Consider the following 20,582-nt stretch of genomic DNA (forward strand, 5'->3'; position numbering starts at 1 on the left):
CGCCGCGCTCGGGCACAGGCGGCGGGGTCGCTTTGCAATCAGTCTTTCTATTGTATCCGCGCGCGCGGGCTAGAATGCAAACGCGGCCGCGATGTCGCAAGAAATCAGCAGGTCGGCATTTGCATCCTGATCGGTGGGTGCCAAATTGCAAATGGCCAGCGCATCGCCAGTAAAGTAACGCGTGAGGCCCGCCGCCGGATACACCACGAGCGAGGTCCCGCCCACGACAAGGGCGTCGGATGCGGCGATGGCAGCAACGGCGCCGGTAAGCACACGCTCATCGAGCGGTTCTTCGTAGAGGACCACATCGGGCTTGATGCGACCGCCGCACGCAGGGCACACGGGCACGCCCGCGGCATCCTCGTGCTCGCGCGCGCAAATCCATTCGGCGCTGTAGACCGCGCCGCACGTCTGGCAGATATTGCGGTGGACCGAGCCATGCAGCTCAAACACGTGCCGTGAACCAGCCGCCTGATGCAGGCCATCGATGTTTTGAGTCACCACGGCGGCAAGCTTGCCGGCGCGCTCCAGCTCCGCCAGCTTGGCGTGGCAGTGGTTGGGCTTGGCGCCCAGCGCGATCATCTTGGTGCGGTAGAAGTCGAAGAACTCGGCCGGATGCGCCTCGTAAAAGCTATGCGACAGCATGGTCTCGGGCGGATAGGCAAACTGCTGGTGATACAGGCCGTCCACGCTGCGGAAATCGGGGATGCCACTTGCCGTGGAAACACCAGCGCCGCCAAAGAAGACCACGCGCTTGTGGGTGTCAAACAGATCCGCCAGCGCGGCGGAGGCCTGCCTGGGGTCCGATATTGCCTGCGTCATATGAGTCCTCCGTCCGTGTCTCCGGGACGGCGGCGTTCGCACTATCACTCGCGGACTCCGCCCCGCTCTTGTTGCGTTAATCTTAAGCCTGCCAACCCCGTCGAAAGGACACCATGCCTCAGACTTACACTTTCGCCTCGTGGAACGTCAACGGCCTGCGCGCCGTGCTCAAAAAGGACCCGAGCTTTATCCAGATCGCGCAAGAACTCGACGTCGATATCCTGGCGCTGCAAGAGACCAAGCTGCAAGAAGGCCAGGTTGATATTGACCTGCCCGGCTATCGCCAAACCTGGAGCTACGCCGAGCGTAAAGGCTACTCGGGCACTGCGGTCTTTAGCCGCCAGGAACCGCTGCGCGTGCTGCACGCCGATGCGCTGTTACCCTACGCCGGCGAGGGCGAGGCGGCCGAGCTCGTCGCCCAAGCCGCAACCGAGGGCCGCGTCTGCGCGCTGGAGTTCGACAAGTTCTGGTTTGTGGATGTCTACACTCCCAACGCGCAAAACGAACTCGCCCGCATCGACGTGCGCATGGCCTGGGACGATGCCTACCGCGACTTTTTGAGCGCGCTCGAGCGCGAGACCGGCAAACCCGTCGTGACCTGCGGCGACTTTAACGTTGCGCACGAGGAGATCGACCTTAAGAACCCCAAGTCCAACCGCGGCAACGCAGGCTTTTCGGACGAGGAGCGCGGCAAGTTTACCGAACTGCTCAACGCCGGCTTTACCGATACCTGGCGCGCGGCAAACCCCGACGTCGAGGGCGTTTACAGCTGGTGGAGCTACCGCTTTAATGCCCGCAAGAACAACGCCGGCTGGCGCATCGACTACTTCCTGGTAAGCGACGCAATCGCCGACAACGTACGCGACACCGGCATCCGCGGCGACATCTTTGGCAGCGACCACTGCCCCGTTACCCTCACGCTAGAGCTCTAACCCCCAAATGATCCCCCGGGGACGAAGGAATACGGATCACTTTTGCCCGCGCAAGGGCGCCTGCGTGACCCCGTCCGCCACGAAACCAGCCCATCTACTACGTTCAAGCCGCTACCCTCAACCACAGCGAACAACGCAAAAAGAAAACCGCAGGTAGAAAGCCTGCGGTTTTTCATAAAACGCGATTGTGCTTGGGGATGTCGGGTCAAACGTAGTAGATAGGCCGATTCCGTGGCGGGCGGGTTCAGCTGATTCCCCGGGGACGTCTGGAGACGGAAGAAAACGGATCAATTTGGCTCTTGAGGGCCACGATGCCCGTCTATAAGCCGGCCATTCCAGAACTATGCCGGTTTACGGGGCTGAATCGCGAAGCCCTAACCATACGGAATTCTGAAATAATAAAACCGCAGGTAAACGGCTTGCTCCATTTCGAAAAAAGCCGGTATGGTCTGCCTGTGCCAATCTGGCCCCGTAAACCGGCGTAGTTTTGAAATGGCGCTTCGGCAGTATTGATTCCCGCCCCGGCGCAACCAGCCCTACAGCCCGTACTTCACGACGACTCGGTTGATGCGGCGACACCAGGGCTTGTACAGGACGGCCAAAAACACGCAGGTCGCGAGTCCGTGCGTGATATCGAACGGTACGGCGGTAGCAAGACGCGCCACGACGCCCGCCCACGTGAGCGGTTGTACAAAACCGATAATGTCGTACGCGTTGATCACCACGCCGTACAGCAGACCCGAAGCAAAGCCGTACGCCATCAGCGCCGGCATGCGCACGGTTCCATCCGCACGGTCGAACGCACCGGCATGCGCCAGCGCACCGCCAACATAGCCAACCAGGCCCCAGGCATACATCTGCCATGGCGTCCACATGCCCTGCCCAAAAAAGAAATTGCTGGTTAGTGCTGCCAACGCACCGACCATAAAGCCGTTGCGACGCCCGAGCGTCGCCCCGGCGATGATGGCGATGGCGCTCACGGGTTTAAAGTCGGGAATGGGGCCGAACAAGATGCGGCCCGCCGCAGCCAGCGCCGCCAACACCAGCGTGGGCATAATCTGGCGCAGGCCCGGTCGCGACGCCTCGTAGCCCGCAAAGAACAGCGCGAGCACGAGCGCCACCACGACAAGCATGGCAAGCGCCGCCTGCTCAACGCCCGCCAGCAACGCCGCTGCCATCACCGCCGGCACCGCCAACAACAGCGGGATCTCCAGTTTTGTGAGTAAACGCGAGAAACGACAGTCCGTCATCCCATCACGCCCTATAGAACACGTTGTCGGCAAAGAAGTCGGCCGGGGGCTCCATGCAGGCAATCTCGCCGTCAAACATCATGGCGACGTCGTCGGCTACCTGCTCGGCAAAGTCCAAATCGTGCGTAGCCATGATGACGGTGCCGCCAGCCTTCGCATGGTCACGCAGGGCGCGGGCGATAATGCGGCGGCTGAACAGGTCTAGACCCTTGGTGGGCTCATCGAGCAATAGCAGCTCGGGGCCGATCAGCAGCAGCTTTGCCAACGCAAGCAGCTGGCGCTGTCCGCCCGAAAGATCGTACGGGTGGCGCCCATCCAGGCCCGACAGCCCCAGGCTCGCCGCGCGCTCCCGCGCCAAGTTCTCGTCATATCCGCAGGTCGAGGCCCATTCCATCAGCTCATCGCGAACCGTCTCGGCAACCAGCAGGGCCTTGGGGTTCTGCGGCAGCAGCGCAGCCGAGGCCGCCCCGCGCACCATGCGGCCGCGCTGTAGCTTGGCGGTCTTCGCCAGCACCGAAAGCATTGTCGACTTGCCGCAGCCGTTACCGCCCACAACCGCATGCACCGCGCCAGCCGAAAACGACGCATCGAGCCCGCGCAGCACCCAACCGCCCGCGCGATCGTAGCGAAACCAGCTCCCTGCCAGGGTGGTAGCCGACCCAGCGTGCATTTTTTGGAGTATTCTGCTTCCATCCGTGCGCGGGAAGGCTTCCGAGCCGTTCTCGAGCGACGTTTGCGCCACAAATTCGGACGATTTGTCCAATTCCGAACTTTTTTTCGCGCTCGATACGTCCCCGGGCGGCTCCAGAGAGCCCAAATTGTCCTCACGCCTGCTGAATACTCCTTTTTTTGCACATCGGATGGCACCCCACCCCAACATATCATCGGAAACCAGCGATTCTCGGCGTCCCAAAGAAGCCATATCCGCCACCTCGCGCACGCGACCGTCCTCAATCCGGTACGCACACGTCGCGTATTCGAGCATTGGGCGCGGCTGATGCGTCGCCACAACAACCGTGCAGCCCAGCTCGCGATTCACACGAAACAGCGCGTGCAGGAAATTCTTCTCCGCAACCAGATCAAGCTGAGACGTGGGCTCGTCGAGCAGCAGCACGCGCGGGCGCAGCGTCAGAACGGCCGCCAACGACAGCAACTGTTTGCGACCGCCCGAAAGCGTGTCAGTATCGCGGTGAAGCCAGTCTTCCAGCCCAAAGAAATAGCTGGTCTCAGCTACGCGACGGCGCATCTCATCACGCGCTAGCCCCAAGTTTTCCAGGCCAAACGCCATCTCGTGCCACACGGTTTCGCACACGATCTGGTTCTCGGGATCCTGGAACACATAGCCCACGCGCTCCGCCGATGCCCGCACACCCATGTCGGCGACGTTCTCGCCCAGCACGCGCAGTTCGCCAGTGCGCTCGCCCGCCGGAGCGATCTCGGGTTTGAGCAGCGACAGCAGCGTCGACTTACCCGATCCGGTACCGCCAACAAGCAGCGCAAATGCACCTTGGGAAACAGACCAGTCGAGCCCCTCGAGCACCGCAGCATCAGCATCGGGGTAGGCAAAGCTCAGGCTCCGCACCTCAATCGCCGGCATATCCGGGCCGCACGCCGTGCCCGACACCGGGCCCCTATCCAACCGAGCCATCAGCCAAACCTCTTCTCATCACTCGCGTGCAGCGCGCAAGGCAGCACCATCCAGGCAGCGTACACAACATAGCCCGGCCACGGCGCCGGCACCAAGAGCTGAGGATAAAACGAATACTGCGTCGTCGCGGTCCACGCCACTGTCACCGTGACCACGCCAAGCAGTGCAAGCCCAACCAGCGCGGCAACATCGCCGCGCCCCAGCCGATACCGCGCATACGTCGTACGACGCGTCGCGGCACCCCACCCGCGCGAGCGCATCGCGTCCGCGCGCTCCAGCGAATCTTCCATGCCCCAGCCCATCAACACACTCGATGCCCGCAGGCGCGAGCGAACGGGGTCGGCCGGCGCGCGGCCCGGCACATCAATCGCATCCTGCACCGCCAGCACCGTACGACCGCGGCGCAAAAACTGTGGGATAAGCCGCATGCACATCGAGATCATGAGCGCGATCACCGGTGCGGCATTACCCAGCAGCGCGAGCACCTTGTCGTATTCGAGCATCGACGCCGCGGCCTCAAACCACAGCACGCTCGCCACAAGCAGCCCGCCCATGCACAGGCCGTATACCATGCTCTCCAGATACACCGCGCGCATACCAATACGGAACAGCTCCGTCGAGCCCGAGGCACTAAACAGCGGATTGACCAGCGCGATAATCAAAATCACCGGCAGCTGCCAGCGAAGTGCGCCCAGCGTGCGGGCAGCCCCACGCGTCGCAAATCCATACGCCAGCCCGCCCGCAAGTGACAGCGCAATCAGCACCGGCTGCATCGAGAACATGGTGAGCCCCAGCGTCAGCACTATATAGAGTGCCGGCACAGCCGGATGCGACATCGAGAATGCCGCGATGGGCTCGCCGCCAAACTCCTCACGTATGTTGTCCACGGGCACCCCCGTCTCCTCGCTCAAACGACAGCTCCGCATCACCGCCAACGCCGCACGCAAGCAGCGCAAACGCCACGCCGGCGGCAGCGACATCAGCCGTCACGCGTCAATCGTTACGCGCTCATCATATGCCTGCGGTATCATATTGCGCCGTGTATCGTTTCCAAGCACACGTCTCTATAACGTAACAGGAGATCACATGGACGCAACCGCAATTATCCTCGCCGCCGGCGAGGGCACCCGCATGAAGTCGAACCACTGCAAGGTTTCGCACAAGATCCTGGGCAAGCCCATGGTCCAGTGGATCGTCGACGCCACCATCAAGGCCGGCTGCAGCCGCGTCGTGGTCGTCATCGGCAGCCACGCCGACGAGATGCGCGCCCTCATCGACGGCGCCTACGCCAACAGCGCCACCAAGGTCGAGTGCGTTGAGCAGACCGAGCGCCTGGGCACCGGCCACGCCGTGAAGGTCGCGCTCGAGGCCTGCGGCATCGCCGAGGGCCCGGTCGTCGTGCTCAACGGCGACCTGCCGCTCATCACCGCCGACACCGTCGCCAAGTTCGCGCAGACCGTCGCTACCGGCGAGCTCGCCTGCACCGTCATGACCATGACCCCGCCTGACCCCTTCGGCTACGGCCGCATCAAGCTGGGCGCCGACGGCCAGATCGAGCGCATCATCGAGCAGAAGGACTGCACACCCGAGCAGGCCGCCACGCTGCTCGAGTGCAACGCCGGCTGCTACGCCTTCGACGGCGCGCAGCTCGCCGCCCACATTAACGAGATCGGCAACGACAACGCGCAGTCCGAGTACTACCTGCCCGACATGCTCGAGATCCTCAAAGGCCATGGTCAGGCAGTCTCCATCTTCCACTGCGATGACTACCGCGATGGCCTGGGCGTCAACAGCCGCATCCAGCTCGCGCAGCTCACCGCTATCGCGCGCGACCGCATCAACGAGCACTGGATGGCCGAGGGCGTTACCTTCATCGACCCCACGCAGGCCTGGATCGGCCCCGATGCCGTTATCGGCCGCGACACCGTCGTGTGGCCGCAGACGCACCTGATCGGCCACGTCACCGTGGGCGAGGAGTGCCAGCTCGGCCCCAACAGCCGCCTCACCGACACCACCGTCGGCAGCGGCTGCACCATCGATGAAACCATCGCCATCGAGGCCGTCATCGAGAACGGCGTCGACTGCGGCCCGCGCGCCTACCTGCGCCCAGGCACCCACATGCTCGACGGCTCCAAGGCCGGCACGCACGTGGAGATCAAGAAGTCCACGATCGGCGAGGGCTCCAAGGTGCCGCACCTGTCCTACATCGGCGATACCACCATGGGCTCCGGCGTCAACGTAGGCGCTGGCTCCATCACCTGCAACTACGACGGCGTGCACAAGCACAAGACCGTCATCGGCAACGATGCCTTCATCGGCTCCGACACCATGATGGTCGCACCCGCCCAGATCGGCGACGGCGCGCTCGTGGCCGCCGGCTCCGTCATCACCGAGCCGGTCCCGGCTGACGCACTCGGCCTGGGTCGTGCCCGTCAGGTAAATATTGAGGGCTGGGCCGCCGATTATCGCCGCCGTCTGCACGAGGACGACGAGATATAACGTTTTACCAAGCATCTAAGGAGCTGTTCCCATGGGGGCGGCTCCTTTTTCTATCGTGACCTGCGCAACCGGATGAGTGGTCGGTTCGTGTCCGTTGACGGTAAAGACGTTATCAAGACCCGATTAACCCCGTCGCGCGGTTACAATGCAACAAGGCATCTATATGGCATTCGATATAAAGGAGAAGGGTAATGCCGATTAATGATCCCGAGAAGTCGGAGAATATGCGCAAGTCCATCCGCGTGTATTCCGGTTCCTCCAACCGTCCCCTCGCTCAGAAGATCGCTGAGTACCTTGGGGTCGAGCTTTCGGGCCTTACGCTAAAGCAGTTCGCCAACGGTGAGATTTACGCCCGCTACGACGAGACCGTCCGCGGCGCCGACGTCTTCCTGATTCAGTCCGTGGCCGGCGGCAACGTCAACGACATGCTCATGGAGCTGCTCATCGCCACCGACGCTGCCAAGCGCGCATCCGCCCGCTCCATCACCGCCGTTATCACCCACTACGGCTATGCCCGCCAGGACCGCAAGGCCGGCCCGCGCGAGCCCATCACCGCCCGCCTCGTCGCCAACCTGCTCGAGCGCGCCGGCGTCAACCGCATCATCACCCTCGACCTGCACCAGGGCCAGATCCAGGGCTTCTTTGATATCCCGGTTAACCACCTGTCCGCACTGCCTCTGTTTGGCCAGTACTACAACGACATGCACTTCGACACCGACAACCTGGTTGTCGTCTCCCCCGACGTGGGTCGTGCCAAGGCCGCCAAGAAGCTGTCCGACATGCTCGGCTGCGACCTGGCCATCGCCCACAAGGGCCGTCCGCGCCACAACGCCGCCGAGGTCATGGGCATCATCGGTGACATCAAGGGCAAGACCTGCATCATCAACGACGACATGATCGACACCGCGGGCACCCTGTGCGCCAACGTCAAGGAGCTCAAGGCTATGGGCGCTGGCGACATCTACGTCTGCGCCACCCACGGCATCTTCTCCGGTCCGGCCATCGAGCGTCTGAACGACGCCCCCATCGTCGAGTGCCTCGTCACCGACGCCATTCCCGTCGAGGTCGGCGGCAAGATCAAGACCATCTCGGTCGCCGAGGAGTTCGCTCAGGCCATCTCCGCCGTTTACCACGAGGAGCCCGTCTCCACGCTCGTCGGCGGCGACTTCGCGCTGTAGTCCAACGCGCATCGCACCATCTTTGATGCTTTTAAAGGGTCGGAAGCTCGCTTCCGGCCCTTTTTCTATCCCTCGCCAACCTTCCCTGGACAATTAGTTCAGATACGTATTTTTTAAAGCCCCAAAGGGCCGTTCGGAGCCTTCTGAGCTCCCCGGCGGATGCCATGCCGCCCAAAGCTCATCGTTTTCGAGTACAACCGCCGCATATTTACCCTCAAATCACCCTCGAAGGCCCTTAGAAACGCCTCGAATGCCCGTCGCCTTATACGTATCTGAACTAACTGTCCAGTAGCTATCGTCAACCTTCGCGGCAGAGCTCAATTTCCTGCAATCCCCTCAGCCGATTCCACCGATTTCATAACACCCAGCCGTTCATGGCGCACAGCGCCCCGCTGAGCGAAAAGAACGGTATGGCGGTCGCATTCTGCCGCCAACTTAGTACGTTATAGCTATGACGACCGTGATTTCACATCTCTCCGCCCTCCGCGCAATTCGTCGCGCACGACGGGCGTACTCTGCCCTACCCTGGGACTCCGTTGATAGCGAACAGCAAGCACATGCCTTGGCTAGCTGCATTCCCAACAATGACGCGATAGACTTTGGCGCACTTTCGATACTCGACGCCTGGAATGAAGATGATTCCGAACTGCTTGATCTTCTCGTTTCAAGCGAAGACAACAGACGTCCCGACAAGCGACTTCTTCAGCATATTCTCTCCGCTTCGCTTCCTGAAGGTGCAATTATGCACATCGAGGCCGACATCTACGCAACGTCTCCTGCCATGACAGCCATGCTTTGTTCCAAAAATGAATCAGTCGCCAAAACCTTGATGCTTCTCATGGAACTGCTCGGAACCTACTCCCTTCCTCCCGGGGCAACATACCCCATTGCTTATGACGACATCTGGCCCAAGGGCGATGTCTACGAAGCGATGGACGACCTCGATTGCCGGGACGACCAGTCGGCGACCGAACAGCAGAACGAAACCCGCTATGAACAAGCGCACTACAAATGCGAGCCCGCCACGACCATCGAAGAGCTCGAGGCGGTCGCACGGTTCGCCAAAAGTAGCTCATACGCCTCGTTTCGCACGGCAGTCAAACTCGCCCGAGCTGGATCCGCATCCCCAGCCGAATCCCTAATGTTTGCCGTTCTCGGAGCGCCCATGCGCTTTGGCGGATTCGGATGCTGCAATCTGCCCATGGGAGGCCTGCTACTCAACTATCGAATCGACTTCGACACTCTTGCGGTCAACATGTCCTCCGGCATCCCTTACGCCATCTGCGACCTGTATTGCCCGGCAGCCGGAGTCGACAACGAATACAACGGAATTGGGCATGAGCTTCAAAACACTCGCGTCCACGATGGCAATCGGAATAATGGCCTCAAGGCAATGGGCATCCACGTCCTGGTTATCAATCGCGACCAAATGAAAGACCTTGTTGCACTCGAAGCCTTCGCCCAAACGATGCATCGACTCGCGGGAGTCCGATTCCGATATCGCATCAAGGGTTATCGCAAGCGTCAGGCCGCTTGGCTCAACGCTCTGCGGACCGGAATCGGCCTTGCGCCGGTCTAAACGGCGAATCACCCGTGCGCCGTCGAACAGGGCTGGACAGTTAGTTCAAATACGTATAAATGGACACATTGAATTAGACTGTTTTGTAGCTATCTCTATACCATTCGCCCTATTTGAAAGCAGGATAGACTTCAAAACAGCGCCATACGGACTAACTAAAGCTCCAAAACAACGTATCGGCATTGAATTGAGCAATTCGAGTCCTCAGAACTTATACATATCTGAACCAACTGTCCACCTCGGATTTCGACGGCCGTCCAAACGCCCCCAAACAACCTCAATTGCCCTCCATTTGACAGCGGCAACAGGGTCGCTCACCATAGCAGGCGACAAATCAACGAAAGGATGAACATGGCAGCTGCACAGCCGCTTAAGATTCGCATGGTTGCCGGACTTGGCAACCCTGGCGATGAGTATGCCGAGACCCGCCACAACGCCGGTTTTAAGGCGATCGACGAGCTGGCCCGTCAGGCCGGCGTCACGTACTGGAAAAACCAAGCAGGCGCCGAGGTCGCGCTCATCAACATCAACGATGCCGAGGAAGAGGGCGGCAAGCGCCAGATTGTGCTGGTCAAACCGCAGTCGTATATGAATACCTCGGGTGGCCCCATCTCCAAGCTCTGCCGCGAGTACAAGATCAAGGCCGAGGAGCTGCTCGTGATCCACGATGAGCTCGACATTCCCGCCGGCGACGTACGTGTTAAGGTGGGCGGCGGCCATGCTGGCCACAACGGCCTGCGCTCCATCATCGACAAGATGGGCAGCCGCGACTTCAGCCGCATCCGCACCGGCATCGGCAACCCTCCCGGCAAGATGGCCGTCGCCGACTACGTGCTTAAGCAGCTGCGCGCCCGCGAGGCCGAGGACTTCCAAGACACCTGCGCCCGCGCGGCCGACGCCGCCGGCCTGGCGATTGTGCACGGCGTGGTCTATGCCCGCGACCATGTCAACGGCGCCGCCTCCGCCAACGGCAAGCACTAAAACCTACCATTTATGGACAGGTTTATTTTGGCAGGTTTTACCTGCGAAAACGCCCCAGTTGCGGCATCGCAATAAACCGTGCGCCGCTATACACATATAGCACCCCAAAGGGGGCCGGCCTCATCACAACCCGAGGCCGGCCCCCTTTGCCGTTTTACCCTCTAAAACTGACCAAAATAAACCTCTCCCCCTTTGGTAAGCCGAAGTGGATAAACCCTGCTCCCAACCGCCGAAGACACACGTAAGTGACATGTCCATGAGGGTATAATTTGCACCGTATGTCTGCACAACGCCTGTGCACGTACGGTTTTACTCGGGCTACCGTCCATTTCCGTGGAGGCACGGTTCGGCGGCCCTAACAAGAGAGGGGTTCTATGTATAAGATCCTGGAGAAGACGCAGTTCTCGGAGAAGGTGTTCAAGTTCCGCATCGAGGCGCCCGCAATCGCCAAGCATGCGCACGCTGGACAGTTCCTCATGGTTCGTGCCAACGAGACGGGCGAGCGTGTCCCGTTTACCCTAGCTGGCTGGAACGGTGACGAGGGCTGGGTCGAGTTCATCTTCATGGTGATCGGCAAGACCACCGAGATGCTGTCCACCTACGAGGCCGGCGAGTCGCTGCGCGACGTCGTGGGCCCGCTGGGCGTTCCCACCGAGATGGCCGAGGGCCCCTGCGCCGTCATTGGCGGCGGCGTCGGCCTGGCAATTGCCTTCCCGGTCGCTAAGCACCTGGTCGAGACCGGCCACGAGGTGCACGCCATCATGGGCGCCCGCACCAAGGACCTCCTGCTCATGGAGGACCAGTTCCGCGAGCTCCTCGACGAGGACCACATCCATATCACCACCGACGACGGCTCCTACGGCGAGCAGGGCGTTGTCACCGCTCCGCTGGAGCGTCTGCTGCAGGACAAGGCCGTGAGCCAGGTCTTCTGCGTCGGCCCCGTTCCGATGATGAAGTTCTCGACCCTCACCGCCCAGAAGTACGACACCCCCATCACCGCGTCCCTCAACCCCATCATGGTTGACGGCACCGGTATGTGCGGCTGCTGCCGCGTCGAGGTGGGCGGCGTGACCAAGTTCGCTTGCGTCGACGGCCCCGACTTCGATGCCACCCTGGTCGACTGGGATGACCTTCGTGCCCGCCAGGCCGCTTACCGTTCCGAAGAGGGCGAGTCCCTCAAGGCCTATGAGGAAAAGAGCTGCGCATGCCACTAGTTAACGGTCGTTTCGTTGCCGATATGAAGTCGCCCCGCACCCCCGATAACGAGGAGCCGGCTGCCGAGCGCGCCTGCGACTTCCGCCCCGTCGACAAGGGCTTCACCGAGGAGATGGCGCTGGCCGAGGCCGAGCGCTGCCTCAACTGCAAGAAGCCGTTCTGTGTTGAGGGCTGCCCCGTCAACATCAACATCCCCCGCTTTATCGAGCAGATCCGCGAGAAGGACTTCGGCGGCGCTCTCGATACCATCCGCGAGGACTCCATGCTTCCCGCCATCTGCGGCCGCGTCTGCCCGCAGGAGAATCAGTGCGAGGGCAAGTGCATCCGTGGTAAGAAGTCCGAGCCCGTGGCCATCGGCCAGCTCGAGCGCTTCCTGGGTGACCGCCCCGAGCTCGCCTCCACGCCCAAGATGGCCCCCAAGAACGGCAAGAAGGTCGCCGTCGTCGGCTCCGGCCCGTCCGGCATCACCTGCGCCGGCGAGCTCGCCCGTAACGGCTTTGACGTTACCGTCTTTGAGGCCTTCTTCACCGGCGGCGGCGTGCTGGTCTACGGCATCCCCGAGTTCCGTCTGCCCAAGGCGGTCGTCAAGCGCGAGATTGACGGCCTGGAGGACATGGGCGTCAAGTTTGAGTACAACTCCGTCGTGGGCAACATGGCCACGGCCGAGGAGCTGTTCGAGCAGGGCTTCGACGCCATCTACGTGGCGACCGGCGCTGGCCTGCCCAAGTTCCTCAACGTCCCCGGCGAGAACCTGCCCAACGTCTTCTTCGCGAACGAGTACCTCACCCGCGTGAACCTGATGAAGGCCAACAAGTTCCCCGAGTACGACACCCCCACCAAGCACGGCAAGAACGTCGTCGTCTTTGGTGGCGGCAACGTGGCTATGGACGCCGTCCGTACCGCCAAGCGCCTGGGCGCCGAGCACGCCATCATCGCCTATCGTCGTACCGAGGACGAGATGCCCTGCCGTCGCGCCGAGCTGCACCATGCCAAGGCCGAGGGCGTCGAGGTTCTGCCGCTCGTTTCCCCGCTCGAGTTTGTCGCTGGCGAGGACGGCTCCGTGTGCGCCGTCAAGGTCCAGAAGATGGAGCTCGGCGAGCCCGACGAGTCCGGCCGTCGTCGCCCGGTGCCCATCGAGGGCGCCATCGAGGAGATTCCCTGCGACGTCGCAATCTCGGCTATCGGTACCAACGCCAACCCCTTCGCAAAGAAGATCGGCGGCAAGATGGAGCTCAACAAGTGGGGCTACATCATCGCCGACGAGGAGACCGGCCAGACCACCGATCCCCGCATCTGGGCCGGCGGCGACATCGTCACCGGTGCCGCTACGGTCATTCTGGCGATGGGCGCCGGCAAGAAGGCCGCCGCTTCCATCACCAAGAGCCTGCTGGGCGAGTAATCACCTACAGCGCTAACCGCCAAACGGCAAAGTCCCCGTCGAGCACACGCCCGGCGGGGACTTTTTTCTATGCCGGCCGCCCCGACCACCACAAAGGGGACAGGCACCTTTGTGGTGGTCGGGGGCCTGGTCGGTCGTTTTGTCTCAATCTGTAACAGTTAAGCCCTGTTGAGCATCGTAGTTGTTACAGATCGAGATATTGCGCCAGCCGCCTCCGCTTTATCTCAATCTGTAACAGTTAGAGGCCAAATTCCTCGCTACGTGTTACAGATCGAGACGTTAGGTTGGCGGCCGAGCAGTTCATCTCAATCTGTAACATCTAGGGCCGTTTTGGACGGTCAGGTGTTACAGATTGAGATTTTGCTAAAGCCGAGGATGGGCGCTCGCCAAAACCTAGCGCTTGCGGCGCTTGGTTGCGGCGACACCGGCGGCGGCTACGGTTGCGCCGGCGATGCCTAGGGCGGCGACCGTCATCGCGGTGGAGTCACCCGTGCTGGCGAGCTCCGTGCCGCCGGACTTCTTGCCGTGCTCGCCCTTACCCTTGGACTTGCCCGTCGTCACCGTGGTCGTCGTCGAAGTCGAACCACCCGCAGGAACCCCGGTACCGCCAGAGCCATCCGCACCGCCACCCTGCTCGCCGCCGCCAGGCGTCGGCTCGGGCTCTGGCTTCAGACCGGGATCGGGCGTCGGCTCAGGCGCCGGCTCATCGGTCACCGTAATCGTAATGTTCAGACGCTCGGAATACTCGCTGTACGACATGCCAGGGCGCTGTGCCGCAATGCGCACATACATGTTGCTATCGAGCGCAATAGGCTCGGTGTACTTTACGCGGCCTTCGTCACGGCAGGGGCAGGTGTCGTTGGTGGTGTACCAAATCGTCGTGCCATCCTCGGCAGAAAGCTCCAGCTTCGTGCCCTTGGGCACCGTAATGTAGTTCTCCTTGGGCGACCATGCACCAAACGTCGTCGCACCAATCGCCGCCACCGGTCGCGCCGGTCGCACCGCCTCGGCAGACACGCGAACATCGACCTGCTTGGACAGCGCCGTGCCGTCCACCGTCGCCGTCAACATCGTCAAACCGGGCAGAGCACCATGCAGCACAAACGTCGCCGCGCCGTCCTCGCCCGTCACGGCCTGGGTGGCATTGACAGAGCAGATAGCCGAGGACTCCAGCCCAACACTAACCTTGGCGCCCGCAAACGGCTTGCCCGCCTTATCGGTCACGTGCGCCACCAGCTCAAAGTCACTGCCCTCAAGCATGGTCACGGCCTGCTCCACATTGAGTTTGAGCTTGTCGGCACGCACGCCCACGGAAAGCTCGCCACTCGCCCAGCGTGCCATGGCCGTGCCGGCGTAGTTGCGAGCACCGTTGAGCTCAAACGCCACCGCCGAGCCCGCCTCACGCGCATCGGCATAGCGAATACGCAGCACGCGAGACAGCGGCTTGCCATTGGGATCGTCCTGTTTGTCGAGCCACTTATACGTCACGTCGCCCAGCCCCTGCGCATCCAGCGCGGCCACGGCATCGTCGCTCGCATCCATATATTGCGTAAACTCAATCTCGATGCAATCGGTATAGGCATGGGCCGAAGCCACCTCGGGCGCCGCCGTCGACGCCAAGCCAATGTTCACCTCAGTCTGAATCGGCGGCACGCGAAGCCAGGCCGAACGCGCCTCCTCATACCCGTCCTTGGTCACGCGCACCTGATACCAGCCGGTCGGCGTATTCCAGTTGTACGCACCGTCCGCACCCGTTGCAAGCGGATTGTCCTGCTCATACTCCTCGGCATCCCAACGCACTGCATTGGTACCGGCCGCATCGTCGGCGCTCCACAGCTCAACCGTCGCGCCTTCAACCGTATTGGACAGCAGGCCCTCGTACACCACGCCCGCAGGGTCGGGTGCAGCCTTGGCAGCCACATTGCGATAACGCGCCTCGAAGATCGACTGCATCTTCTCGTCCGAGATCAAGCCGTCCTTGTTGGCCTTGTAGACCTCGGCATCGGTCAGCTCGCCCCAGTTGACCGTAATACGATTCTGGCATGCGCGCTCCACCTGCTCGCAGGCAACATCGTAGGCGCATTCGGCATTGGTCAGCTTAATCGCGCGCTCCGAACCTACGCTGGTCGAAGCCGCGTCATAGGCAGCGCCCACCACGGTACCCGCCGAACCGGCCGTCAGCACGCCGGCGATTGTCATAATGGAGCCCACCGCCACATCGGTGCTGTCGTGGCAGAGCTGGCGATACAGCAGATCCTCAAACGCACGCGCCTTCTCCATGGCGTCACGCAGCGCGTAAATGCACTTCCAGTCGTCCTCGGTCTTCTCGGGCTTGGCAAGCAAGCGCGTATGCTGAAGCTCATAGCCCTCGCGCTCGCCCTTCACCTTCTGCATACGGACGTTCACGTTCTCCCAGTTCTTGCTGGCATCGTTCACGCCGTAAATGCCGGTAAAGATGCCGATACCCTGGGTCGCCGCGGGAAACGCCTGGCCGGCCGCCTTCCACGCATCGGTCTTAAAGACCTGTCCGAACATCTCGCACTCGATCTTATAGCTCTTGAGTGAGCGAATCGTGCGGATGAGCTTCATATGGGCGCTCACGTCGCCATTGCGCTTCCAGGCCATGAGCCATCCGCGCACCTTGGAGTTGTTGAGGCTATGGACCACATTCCAGTTGTCGTACAGGTTGTCCAGAATGTCGCACTGCATGGCGATCGAGTTAAACAGAAGTGCCTGGTTCTTGTTGTTATTGGAGTTCTCGATAAACTCCGACTCGATATAGGCCGTCTGCTCGCCATCGGGCGCGGCGACCTTAAAGCCCTTGACGGTATCGTCGTCAGCCGCCTTGTAGCTCAGCGAGCTGCCGAGCGCCTGGCCCAAATCGTTAAACCCGCTCGTCGACTGGCCGTTGTACTCGCTGGCCTTAATGCCCGCACACTTGTTGAGCGCCGCAGCGGTTGCGTCATTCCAGCTTCCGTATTGGTTGAGCTGGCCGATACCCATCGACTGGCCCACCAGATCCTCGGCCTGCTGGGCAATAAACTCCGCTCGCGATGCATGGTCGACGAGCTCCTTGATGGCGGCCGCATCCGCAGCGTTCGCGCCCTGGGCCGCCGCGAGTTCCTGATACCAATCCTCGCTGGTGCCGTAAGCATCCTCAAAGATCATCTTGTCCACATTGACGCCATAGCTGTCGCCCTGCTGGGTCAGCAGCGCCGATGACCCGCCGACCGCAGCCTTGAGCTCAGCCGCAAACTGCGCGGCCTCGTCGTTGCCAGCATCATCGCCCTCGCCGTCGCTGGCGGCAGGGACGCGACGAGCCTTACGGGCAGCTCCACCTTGGGTTTCGTCCTCTTTACCGTCCTCGTCCTCCTCGGCAAACGCATCGGCGACCATCTGGTCAATCGCGTCGTTAAAGGCCTCGTCGACATCATTAAACGAGTTATCCATCATATACTCGTGCCACTGCTGCACGGCATTCGAGAACTCCTGCTGGCGCTCCTCGGCCGCGGCGGAATGCTTTTGGCCGAAGCGTTGGCGTCAAAACTCAGCATGGTCATAAGCTGAGCATTGGAGATGCGGTAGGTCTGCGGCATAAAGATCTGCTCAAAGTTGCCGCAGTTCACATAGGTCGAGTCATTCGCCTTGTTAAACTCGTCGAGCAGCTTAAGGTAACCCTCGTCCACATACTCCGCCACATAGCGCACATGGGTGCCCTCGCGCGACTTTTGAGTCAGAGGAATCGTCACCGTCTTGCCATCCACGCAGTCCACGTACAGGTCGAGCGTGTCGGCGGCCTCTTCGTTTCCCACCTCGAGCGTGATGTCAAAGGTCCAGTAGGCATTCTTCTTTTGTGGCAGATGATGGAAGGTCCACAGGCTCTTGCCGGTGTCCTTGCCGTCCTTGACCAAGTTTTGCGTACCGCCACGATACGTCACATCAAAGTTCCAGACCGAAGCACCCGGAACATAGCGCACATAATTGCGAGCCGTTACCTCGGCAGCAACGGCGGCAACATCGGTCGAGCCCACGCGCGCTTCGAGCGTCACACGCTCGGCGGCAAGCGTATCCTGCGGCAGGTCGTATTCAATCTTGGCACGGCCGAGTTTATTGGTCTTGCCGGTGTACTTTGCAGCCGACGAGCCCGTCCCCACGGTGAGCTGCACGCTCTTGCCCGGCGCTGCATAAACGTAGGCCACATTGCCCAGCAGACTGTGAACGTCGGTGCTGTCGACCTCGATGCGCGATCCGCTAACCTCGAGCGTCGTGCTCCCCAGCGGCAATGTCACCTCGCCAAGCGTAATGAGCGGCGAGATGGCATAGGTGCCTGCGGCCTTAGGCTTAAAGCGCACAAACACATCGGCGCCCGCGCTCTTCTTCATATCGAGAACGAGGTTGTCGCCCTCCCAAGTTGTGCCAGCCCACATGGCCTCGGAGCTGGCGCCGGCTTCGCGAGAGCCTGCGGACACATCCTCGACGGCATCCTTGGCCAGCGGAATCTCAATCTTGGCAGCCTGGCTGTCCTTGAGCTCGTAATGAATGCGCAGCTCGGTCTCCACGCCAACGACCGCGGACGAATCGGCAATAACCGAGCCCGCCGTCAGCCCGCGCTCGGCACGATAGGTCTCCACGTCAAACGTCGGCACGTCGAGCGTCACGTCGAGTTGTTTGCCGTCCTCAATCTTCACCTGCTTTTGCGCGATATGCTTACCCACGGTCAGCCCTAGGCGGCTAAACGTGGAATAGCTCGTCGCTTGGATGTCGTAGCTCGTCTTGTTAAAGGCGACGATGGTGTACGAACCGGCCTTAAGGCGCGGCGTCTCGGCCTTCATGATAGGCGTGGTGCCATCGTCTTCGTAACCCATCAAATAGGTGACGCCGTCGGCGACTAGCTTGCCGTCGGACGTACGGAACACCAGCACGCGGTTGGCTCCCTGGTAGTCGCCCTTGGTCGTGACCGTCGCCGTGCCCCAAGGCTTCAAGTCGATATCGACCTTGCCGGCCGAAGGCTTCACCGTCGCCGTCGCCCCACCCAGCTTGAGGCTGTCTTTGGGCACGAGCGTTATCTCCAGATCCTGGTCCGCGTCGGCAATGGCCTGCGACACCACAAGCGCTGTACCCTGGATACGGTAGTCGTTTTCCTTGTCGCCCTTGGCAGGTTTGAGCGTCTTGCCGCCGCTCTTCACCGTCAGATCGATGTTATCGAGACTATCGAGCTCAATGCGTTCGGTCTTATCCTGGCCTGCGACCGGTTCGAGATAGGCCACATTGAGTTCAATCGCGCGCGAAGTCGGAATCTTGGTAAAGTCCTCCGCCTTAATCTCTCCGATATTCCATGTGCCCGTCATCTGGTCGCCCGGGCGCGCCAGCACCATGTCATAGTAACCGCTGAGCGAAATGCGCAGGGTGGCTGCTGTCTTGGAGAGAGCGTCCGCTGTAAAGCTGCCGTCATCGCCAACCGTCAGCGGCGTGGACTGTCCCGCCTGCACGAGTGTAGCCGTCGCGCTCTGGGGAAGTTTGCCCGTCACCTGGGCCGCCTCGCCCATCCACTCAAACGTGTAGGCAGGCTTCGAGGAATCGACGGAGTCCTTGCGATCGGCCACGGCATCGGCAAGCTTTTTGACCATCGAGGGGTTGCCAGCCGAATCGGTCGCATAGGCATAGATGGTCTGGCCTTCACTAAAGGGAATCGCATACGTTACGCCATCGATTGTCACGCGCTCATTATAGTCGCCCGGATAGCCCGCCTCACCAAACTGAAGATCGGGGTTCATCACGCGCAGGGCAACGGCATTATGGTTCGTCTCGTTTCCGTATCTCGTGTTCTCAAAAGCTCCCCACTCTATCATTTCCACGCTTTTGGGTAGCACAATCTCTTTGCCGGCAATCGCAGGATCAAGAGAGGCGAACGCGTGCGCTCCGATATATTTAACGCCGTCGCCGATCGTCACCGACGACACATGCGAGCACCCGTCAAAGGCATTGCGCTCAATCCGCTCCACCGTGCCCGGCACATTGATCTGCGTAAAGGTAAGCACTGTTGTGTCCGAGACATAGAACTGTGGCACGCCGCAATAGGCGAATGCAAGATAGTCGATAGTTTTGACCGAAGGCGGCAGCGTTGCCACCACCTTGTCGTCAAGTTGCTCACATTCCTTAAAGGCCTGCTCGGGAATCGTGGTAAAGGCCGCGTTGTTGGGCCAGGTTACCGTTTGGAGCGTCTTGCTTTTGTAGAATGCATAGCTCTTGAGCTCCTCGACCGAATCGGGCAGTGCGATCTCTTTGATGCTGCTGCCGCCCAAGCCTCCAACCGAGCGGACATGCGAATTAGGGGCGAAGGTGATCGATGTGAGCGCAGCGCTTCCCATACCCGTAAGGCTTACGACATTTTTGTCGTCGATGGTCGAGGGCACCTCCAACGTGGTAATGCCCGCGTCGCCATACTCGATAGAAATTTCGTTGGTGAGGCTATCAATCGAGAAGTAGTACTGCGCGGAGGTCTGCTCGCCGGCCACGTAGCCATCGTCGTATTCGTCCTTTACGCCCGTGGCGCCCTTCGAGGTCATCCAGAGCCCAAGATCCTCATTCCAGGTTGCTTCGGCTTCGGCGGTCTCCTCCTGCTTCTGCTGTTCGGCGAGCTCCTTGCCCTCGACAAGATCGATGGCGAGCGTGGCCACGGGCGTGCTCTCGGTCTGCCCAGCGCCCGTCAGGCCTGCCGCCGATGCAATCTCGGAGTCCGGGGGCGTAGGGGTGTCACCGGTATCGAGCACTGTGGGGTCGGCAGCGCCGGCATCGGGCGCGGGGTCGGCGGAAGCAGAGTCTGACGTTTGGGCGTCAGCCGAATCGGCGGGAGCGGCGTCGGCTGCTTGGCCGTTATCTGTCTGCACAAAAGTGCCGTCGGTGTTGAGGGCCTCAGCAAACGCGCCCACAGGCAACGAACCCGTCACCATGGTGAAGGTCACCGCGGCAATGGTCAGGCGGCGGCAAAGCGCTCGAGCAGTAGTCCACCTCATGGTCGTTCCTTTCTTGCAAACCTAAAGTCATCCAGCGTAATCGTCGTCCAAAAACAAAGCGAACGG

At 61.2% G+C, this 20,582-nt stretch carries 13 protein-coding genes; 7 read left to right on the top strand and 6 right to left on the bottom strand.

The window, feature by feature from the left end:
- Nucleotides 1–69: 69 nt before the first annotated feature.
- Nucleotides 70–822 carry an NAD-dependent protein deacylase gene (locus ABCN01_RS04235; RefSeq protein ID WP_342996866.1) on the bottom strand — a complete coding sequence of 251 codons (753 nt, stop codon included), beginning with the start codon at nt 820–822 and terminating at the stop codon, nt 70–72.
- Between the two features lie 113 nt (nt 823–935).
- Here ABCN01_RS04235 and ABCN01_RS04240 point away from each other — a divergent pair, with 113 nt between their 5' ends.
- On the top strand, nt 936–1,754 hold the full coding sequence (locus ABCN01_RS04240; RefSeq protein WP_342996867.1) for an exodeoxyribonuclease III: 819 nt from the start codon (nt 936–938) through the stop codon (nt 1,752–1,754).
- Between the two features lie 536 nt (nt 1,755–2,290).
- On the opposite strand, the gene ABCN01_RS04245 is transcribed toward ABCN01_RS04240, so the two are convergent.
- Genes ABCN01_RS04245 through ABCN01_RS04255 form a run of 3 tightly spaced genes read right to left on the bottom strand, consistent with a single transcriptional unit; the run spans nt 2,291 to nt 5,539 of the window.
- The gene (locus tag ABCN01_RS04245; protein ID WP_342996868.1) at nt 2,291–3,004 is read right to left on the bottom strand and encodes a DUF6580 family putative transport protein; all 714 of its coding nucleotides are present in this window, start codon (nt 3,002–3,004) and stop codon (nt 2,291–2,293) included.
- A 4-nt stretch (nt 3,005–3,008) separates the two neighbouring features.
- Entirely contained in the window at nt 3,009–4,652 is a 1,644-nt protein-coding gene (locus ABCN01_RS04250) for an ABC transporter ATP-binding protein (protein WP_343014204.1), read from the bottom strand.
- Entirely contained in the window at nt 4,652–5,539 is an 888-nt protein-coding gene (locus ABCN01_RS04255) for an energy-coupling factor transporter transmembrane component T (protein ID WP_342996870.1), read from the bottom strand. Before ABCN01_RS04255 ends, ABCN01_RS04250 begins: the two co-directional genes overlap by 1 nt.
- A 199-nt stretch (nt 5,540–5,738) precedes the next feature.
- Between ABCN01_RS04255 and glmU the strand changes: the two genes are divergently transcribed.
- The 6 genes from glmU (at nt 5,739) to gltA (ending at nt 13,503) form a co-directional block, all read left to right on the top strand.
- Nucleotides 5,739–7,151 carry a bifunctional UDP-N-acetylglucosamine diphosphorylase/glucosamine-1-phosphate N-acetyltransferase GlmU gene (gene glmU / locus ABCN01_RS04260; protein ID WP_342996871.1) on the top strand — a complete coding sequence of 471 codons (1,413 nt, stop codon included), beginning with the start codon at nt 5,739–5,741 and terminating at the stop codon, nt 7,149–7,151.
- Nucleotides 7,152–7,342: 191 nt separating this feature from the next.
- Nucleotides 7,343–8,329, top strand: a complete 987-nt coding sequence (locus ABCN01_RS04265; RefSeq protein WP_022094252.1) for a ribose-phosphate diphosphokinase — start codon at nt 7,343–7,345, stop codon at nt 8,327–8,329.
- A gap of 562 nt (nt 8,330–8,891) precedes the next feature.
- Nucleotides 8,892–9,908, top strand: coding sequence for a hypothetical protein (locus ABCN01_RS04270; protein WP_343014206.1), 1,017 nt, complete (start codon nt 8,892–8,894; stop codon nt 9,906–9,908).
- 351 nt (nt 9,909–10,259) lie between these two features.
- The gene (gene pth, locus ABCN01_RS04275) at nt 10,260–10,889 is read left to right on the top strand and encodes an aminoacyl-tRNA hydrolase (protein WP_342996873.1); all 630 of its coding nucleotides are present in this window, start codon (nt 10,260–10,262) and stop codon (nt 10,887–10,889) included.
- A gap of 374 nt (nt 10,890–11,263) precedes the next feature.
- Complete coding sequence (locus ABCN01_RS04280; RefSeq protein WP_006235793.1) at nt 11,264–12,103, top strand: sulfide/dihydroorotate dehydrogenase-like FAD/NAD-binding protein; 840 nt, start codon at nt 11,264–11,266, stop codon at nt 12,101–12,103.
- Nucleotides 12,094–13,503, top strand: a complete 1,410-nt coding sequence (gltA, locus tag ABCN01_RS04285; RefSeq protein ID WP_342996874.1) for an NADPH-dependent glutamate synthase — start codon at nt 12,094–12,096, stop codon at nt 13,501–13,503. The genes ABCN01_RS04280 and gltA overlap by 10 nt, the downstream gene beginning before the upstream one ends.
- Before the next feature lie 393 nt (nt 13,504–13,896).
- Here the strand turns inward: gltA and ABCN01_RS04290 are convergent, their stop codons facing one another.
- Together ABCN01_RS04290 and ABCN01_RS04295 are read right to left on the bottom strand one after the other, a co-directional pair.
- On the bottom strand, nt 13,897–16,977 hold the full coding sequence (locus tag ABCN01_RS04290) for an Ig-like domain-containing protein (protein WP_343014208.1): 3,081 nt from the start codon (nt 16,975–16,977) through the stop codon (nt 13,897–13,899).
- Nucleotides 16,953–20,516, bottom strand: coding sequence for a leucine-rich repeat domain-containing protein (locus tag ABCN01_RS04295; protein WP_342996876.1), 3,564 nt, complete (start codon nt 20,514–20,516; stop codon nt 16,953–16,955). The genes ABCN01_RS04290 and ABCN01_RS04295 overlap by 25 nt, the downstream gene beginning before the upstream one ends.
- Nucleotides 20,517–20,582: the final 66 nt, after the last annotated feature.

Source organism: Collinsella aerofaciens (genome assembly GCF_039062365.1).
GTDB lineage: Bacteria > Actinomycetota > Coriobacteriia > Coriobacteriales > Coriobacteriaceae > Collinsella.

What these genes read in the sequence shown, in the direction of transcription:
- ABCN01_RS04235 (WP_342996866.1), bottom strand. Translation starts at nt 822, where the DNA reads ATGACGCAGGCAATATCGGACCCCAGGCAGGCCTCCGCCGCGCTGGCG.
- ABCN01_RS04240 (WP_342996867.1), top strand. Translation starts at nt 936, where the DNA reads ATGCCTCAGACTTACACTTTCGCCTCGTGGAACGTCAACGGCCTGCGC.
- ABCN01_RS04245 (WP_342996868.1), bottom strand. Translation starts at nt 3,004, where the DNA reads ATGACGGACTGTCGTTTCTCGCGTTTACTCACAAAACTGGAGATCCCG.
- ABCN01_RS04250 (WP_343014204.1), bottom strand. Translation starts at nt 4,652, where the DNA reads ATGGCTCGGTTGGATAGGGGCCCGGTGTCGGGCACGGCGTGCGGCCCG.
- glmU (WP_342996871.1), top strand. Translation starts at nt 5,739, where the DNA reads ATGGACGCAACCGCAATTATCCTCGCCGCCGGCGAGGGCACCCGCATG.
- ABCN01_RS04265 (WP_022094252.1), top strand. Translation starts at nt 7,343, where the DNA reads ATGCCGATTAATGATCCCGAGAAGTCGGAGAATATGCGCAAGTCCATC.
- pth (WP_342996873.1), top strand. Translation starts at nt 10,260, where the DNA reads ATGGCAGCTGCACAGCCGCTTAAGATTCGCATGGTTGCCGGACTTGGC.
- ABCN01_RS04280 (WP_006235793.1), top strand. Translation starts at nt 11,264, where the DNA reads ATGTATAAGATCCTGGAGAAGACGCAGTTCTCGGAGAAGGTGTTCAAG.
- gltA (WP_342996874.1), top strand. Translation starts at nt 12,094, where the DNA reads ATGCCACTAGTTAACGGTCGTTTCGTTGCCGATATGAAGTCGCCCCGC.
- ABCN01_RS04295 (WP_342996876.1), bottom strand. Translation starts at nt 20,516, where the DNA reads ATGAGGTGGACTACTGCTCGAGCGCTTTGCCGCCGCCTGACCATTGCC.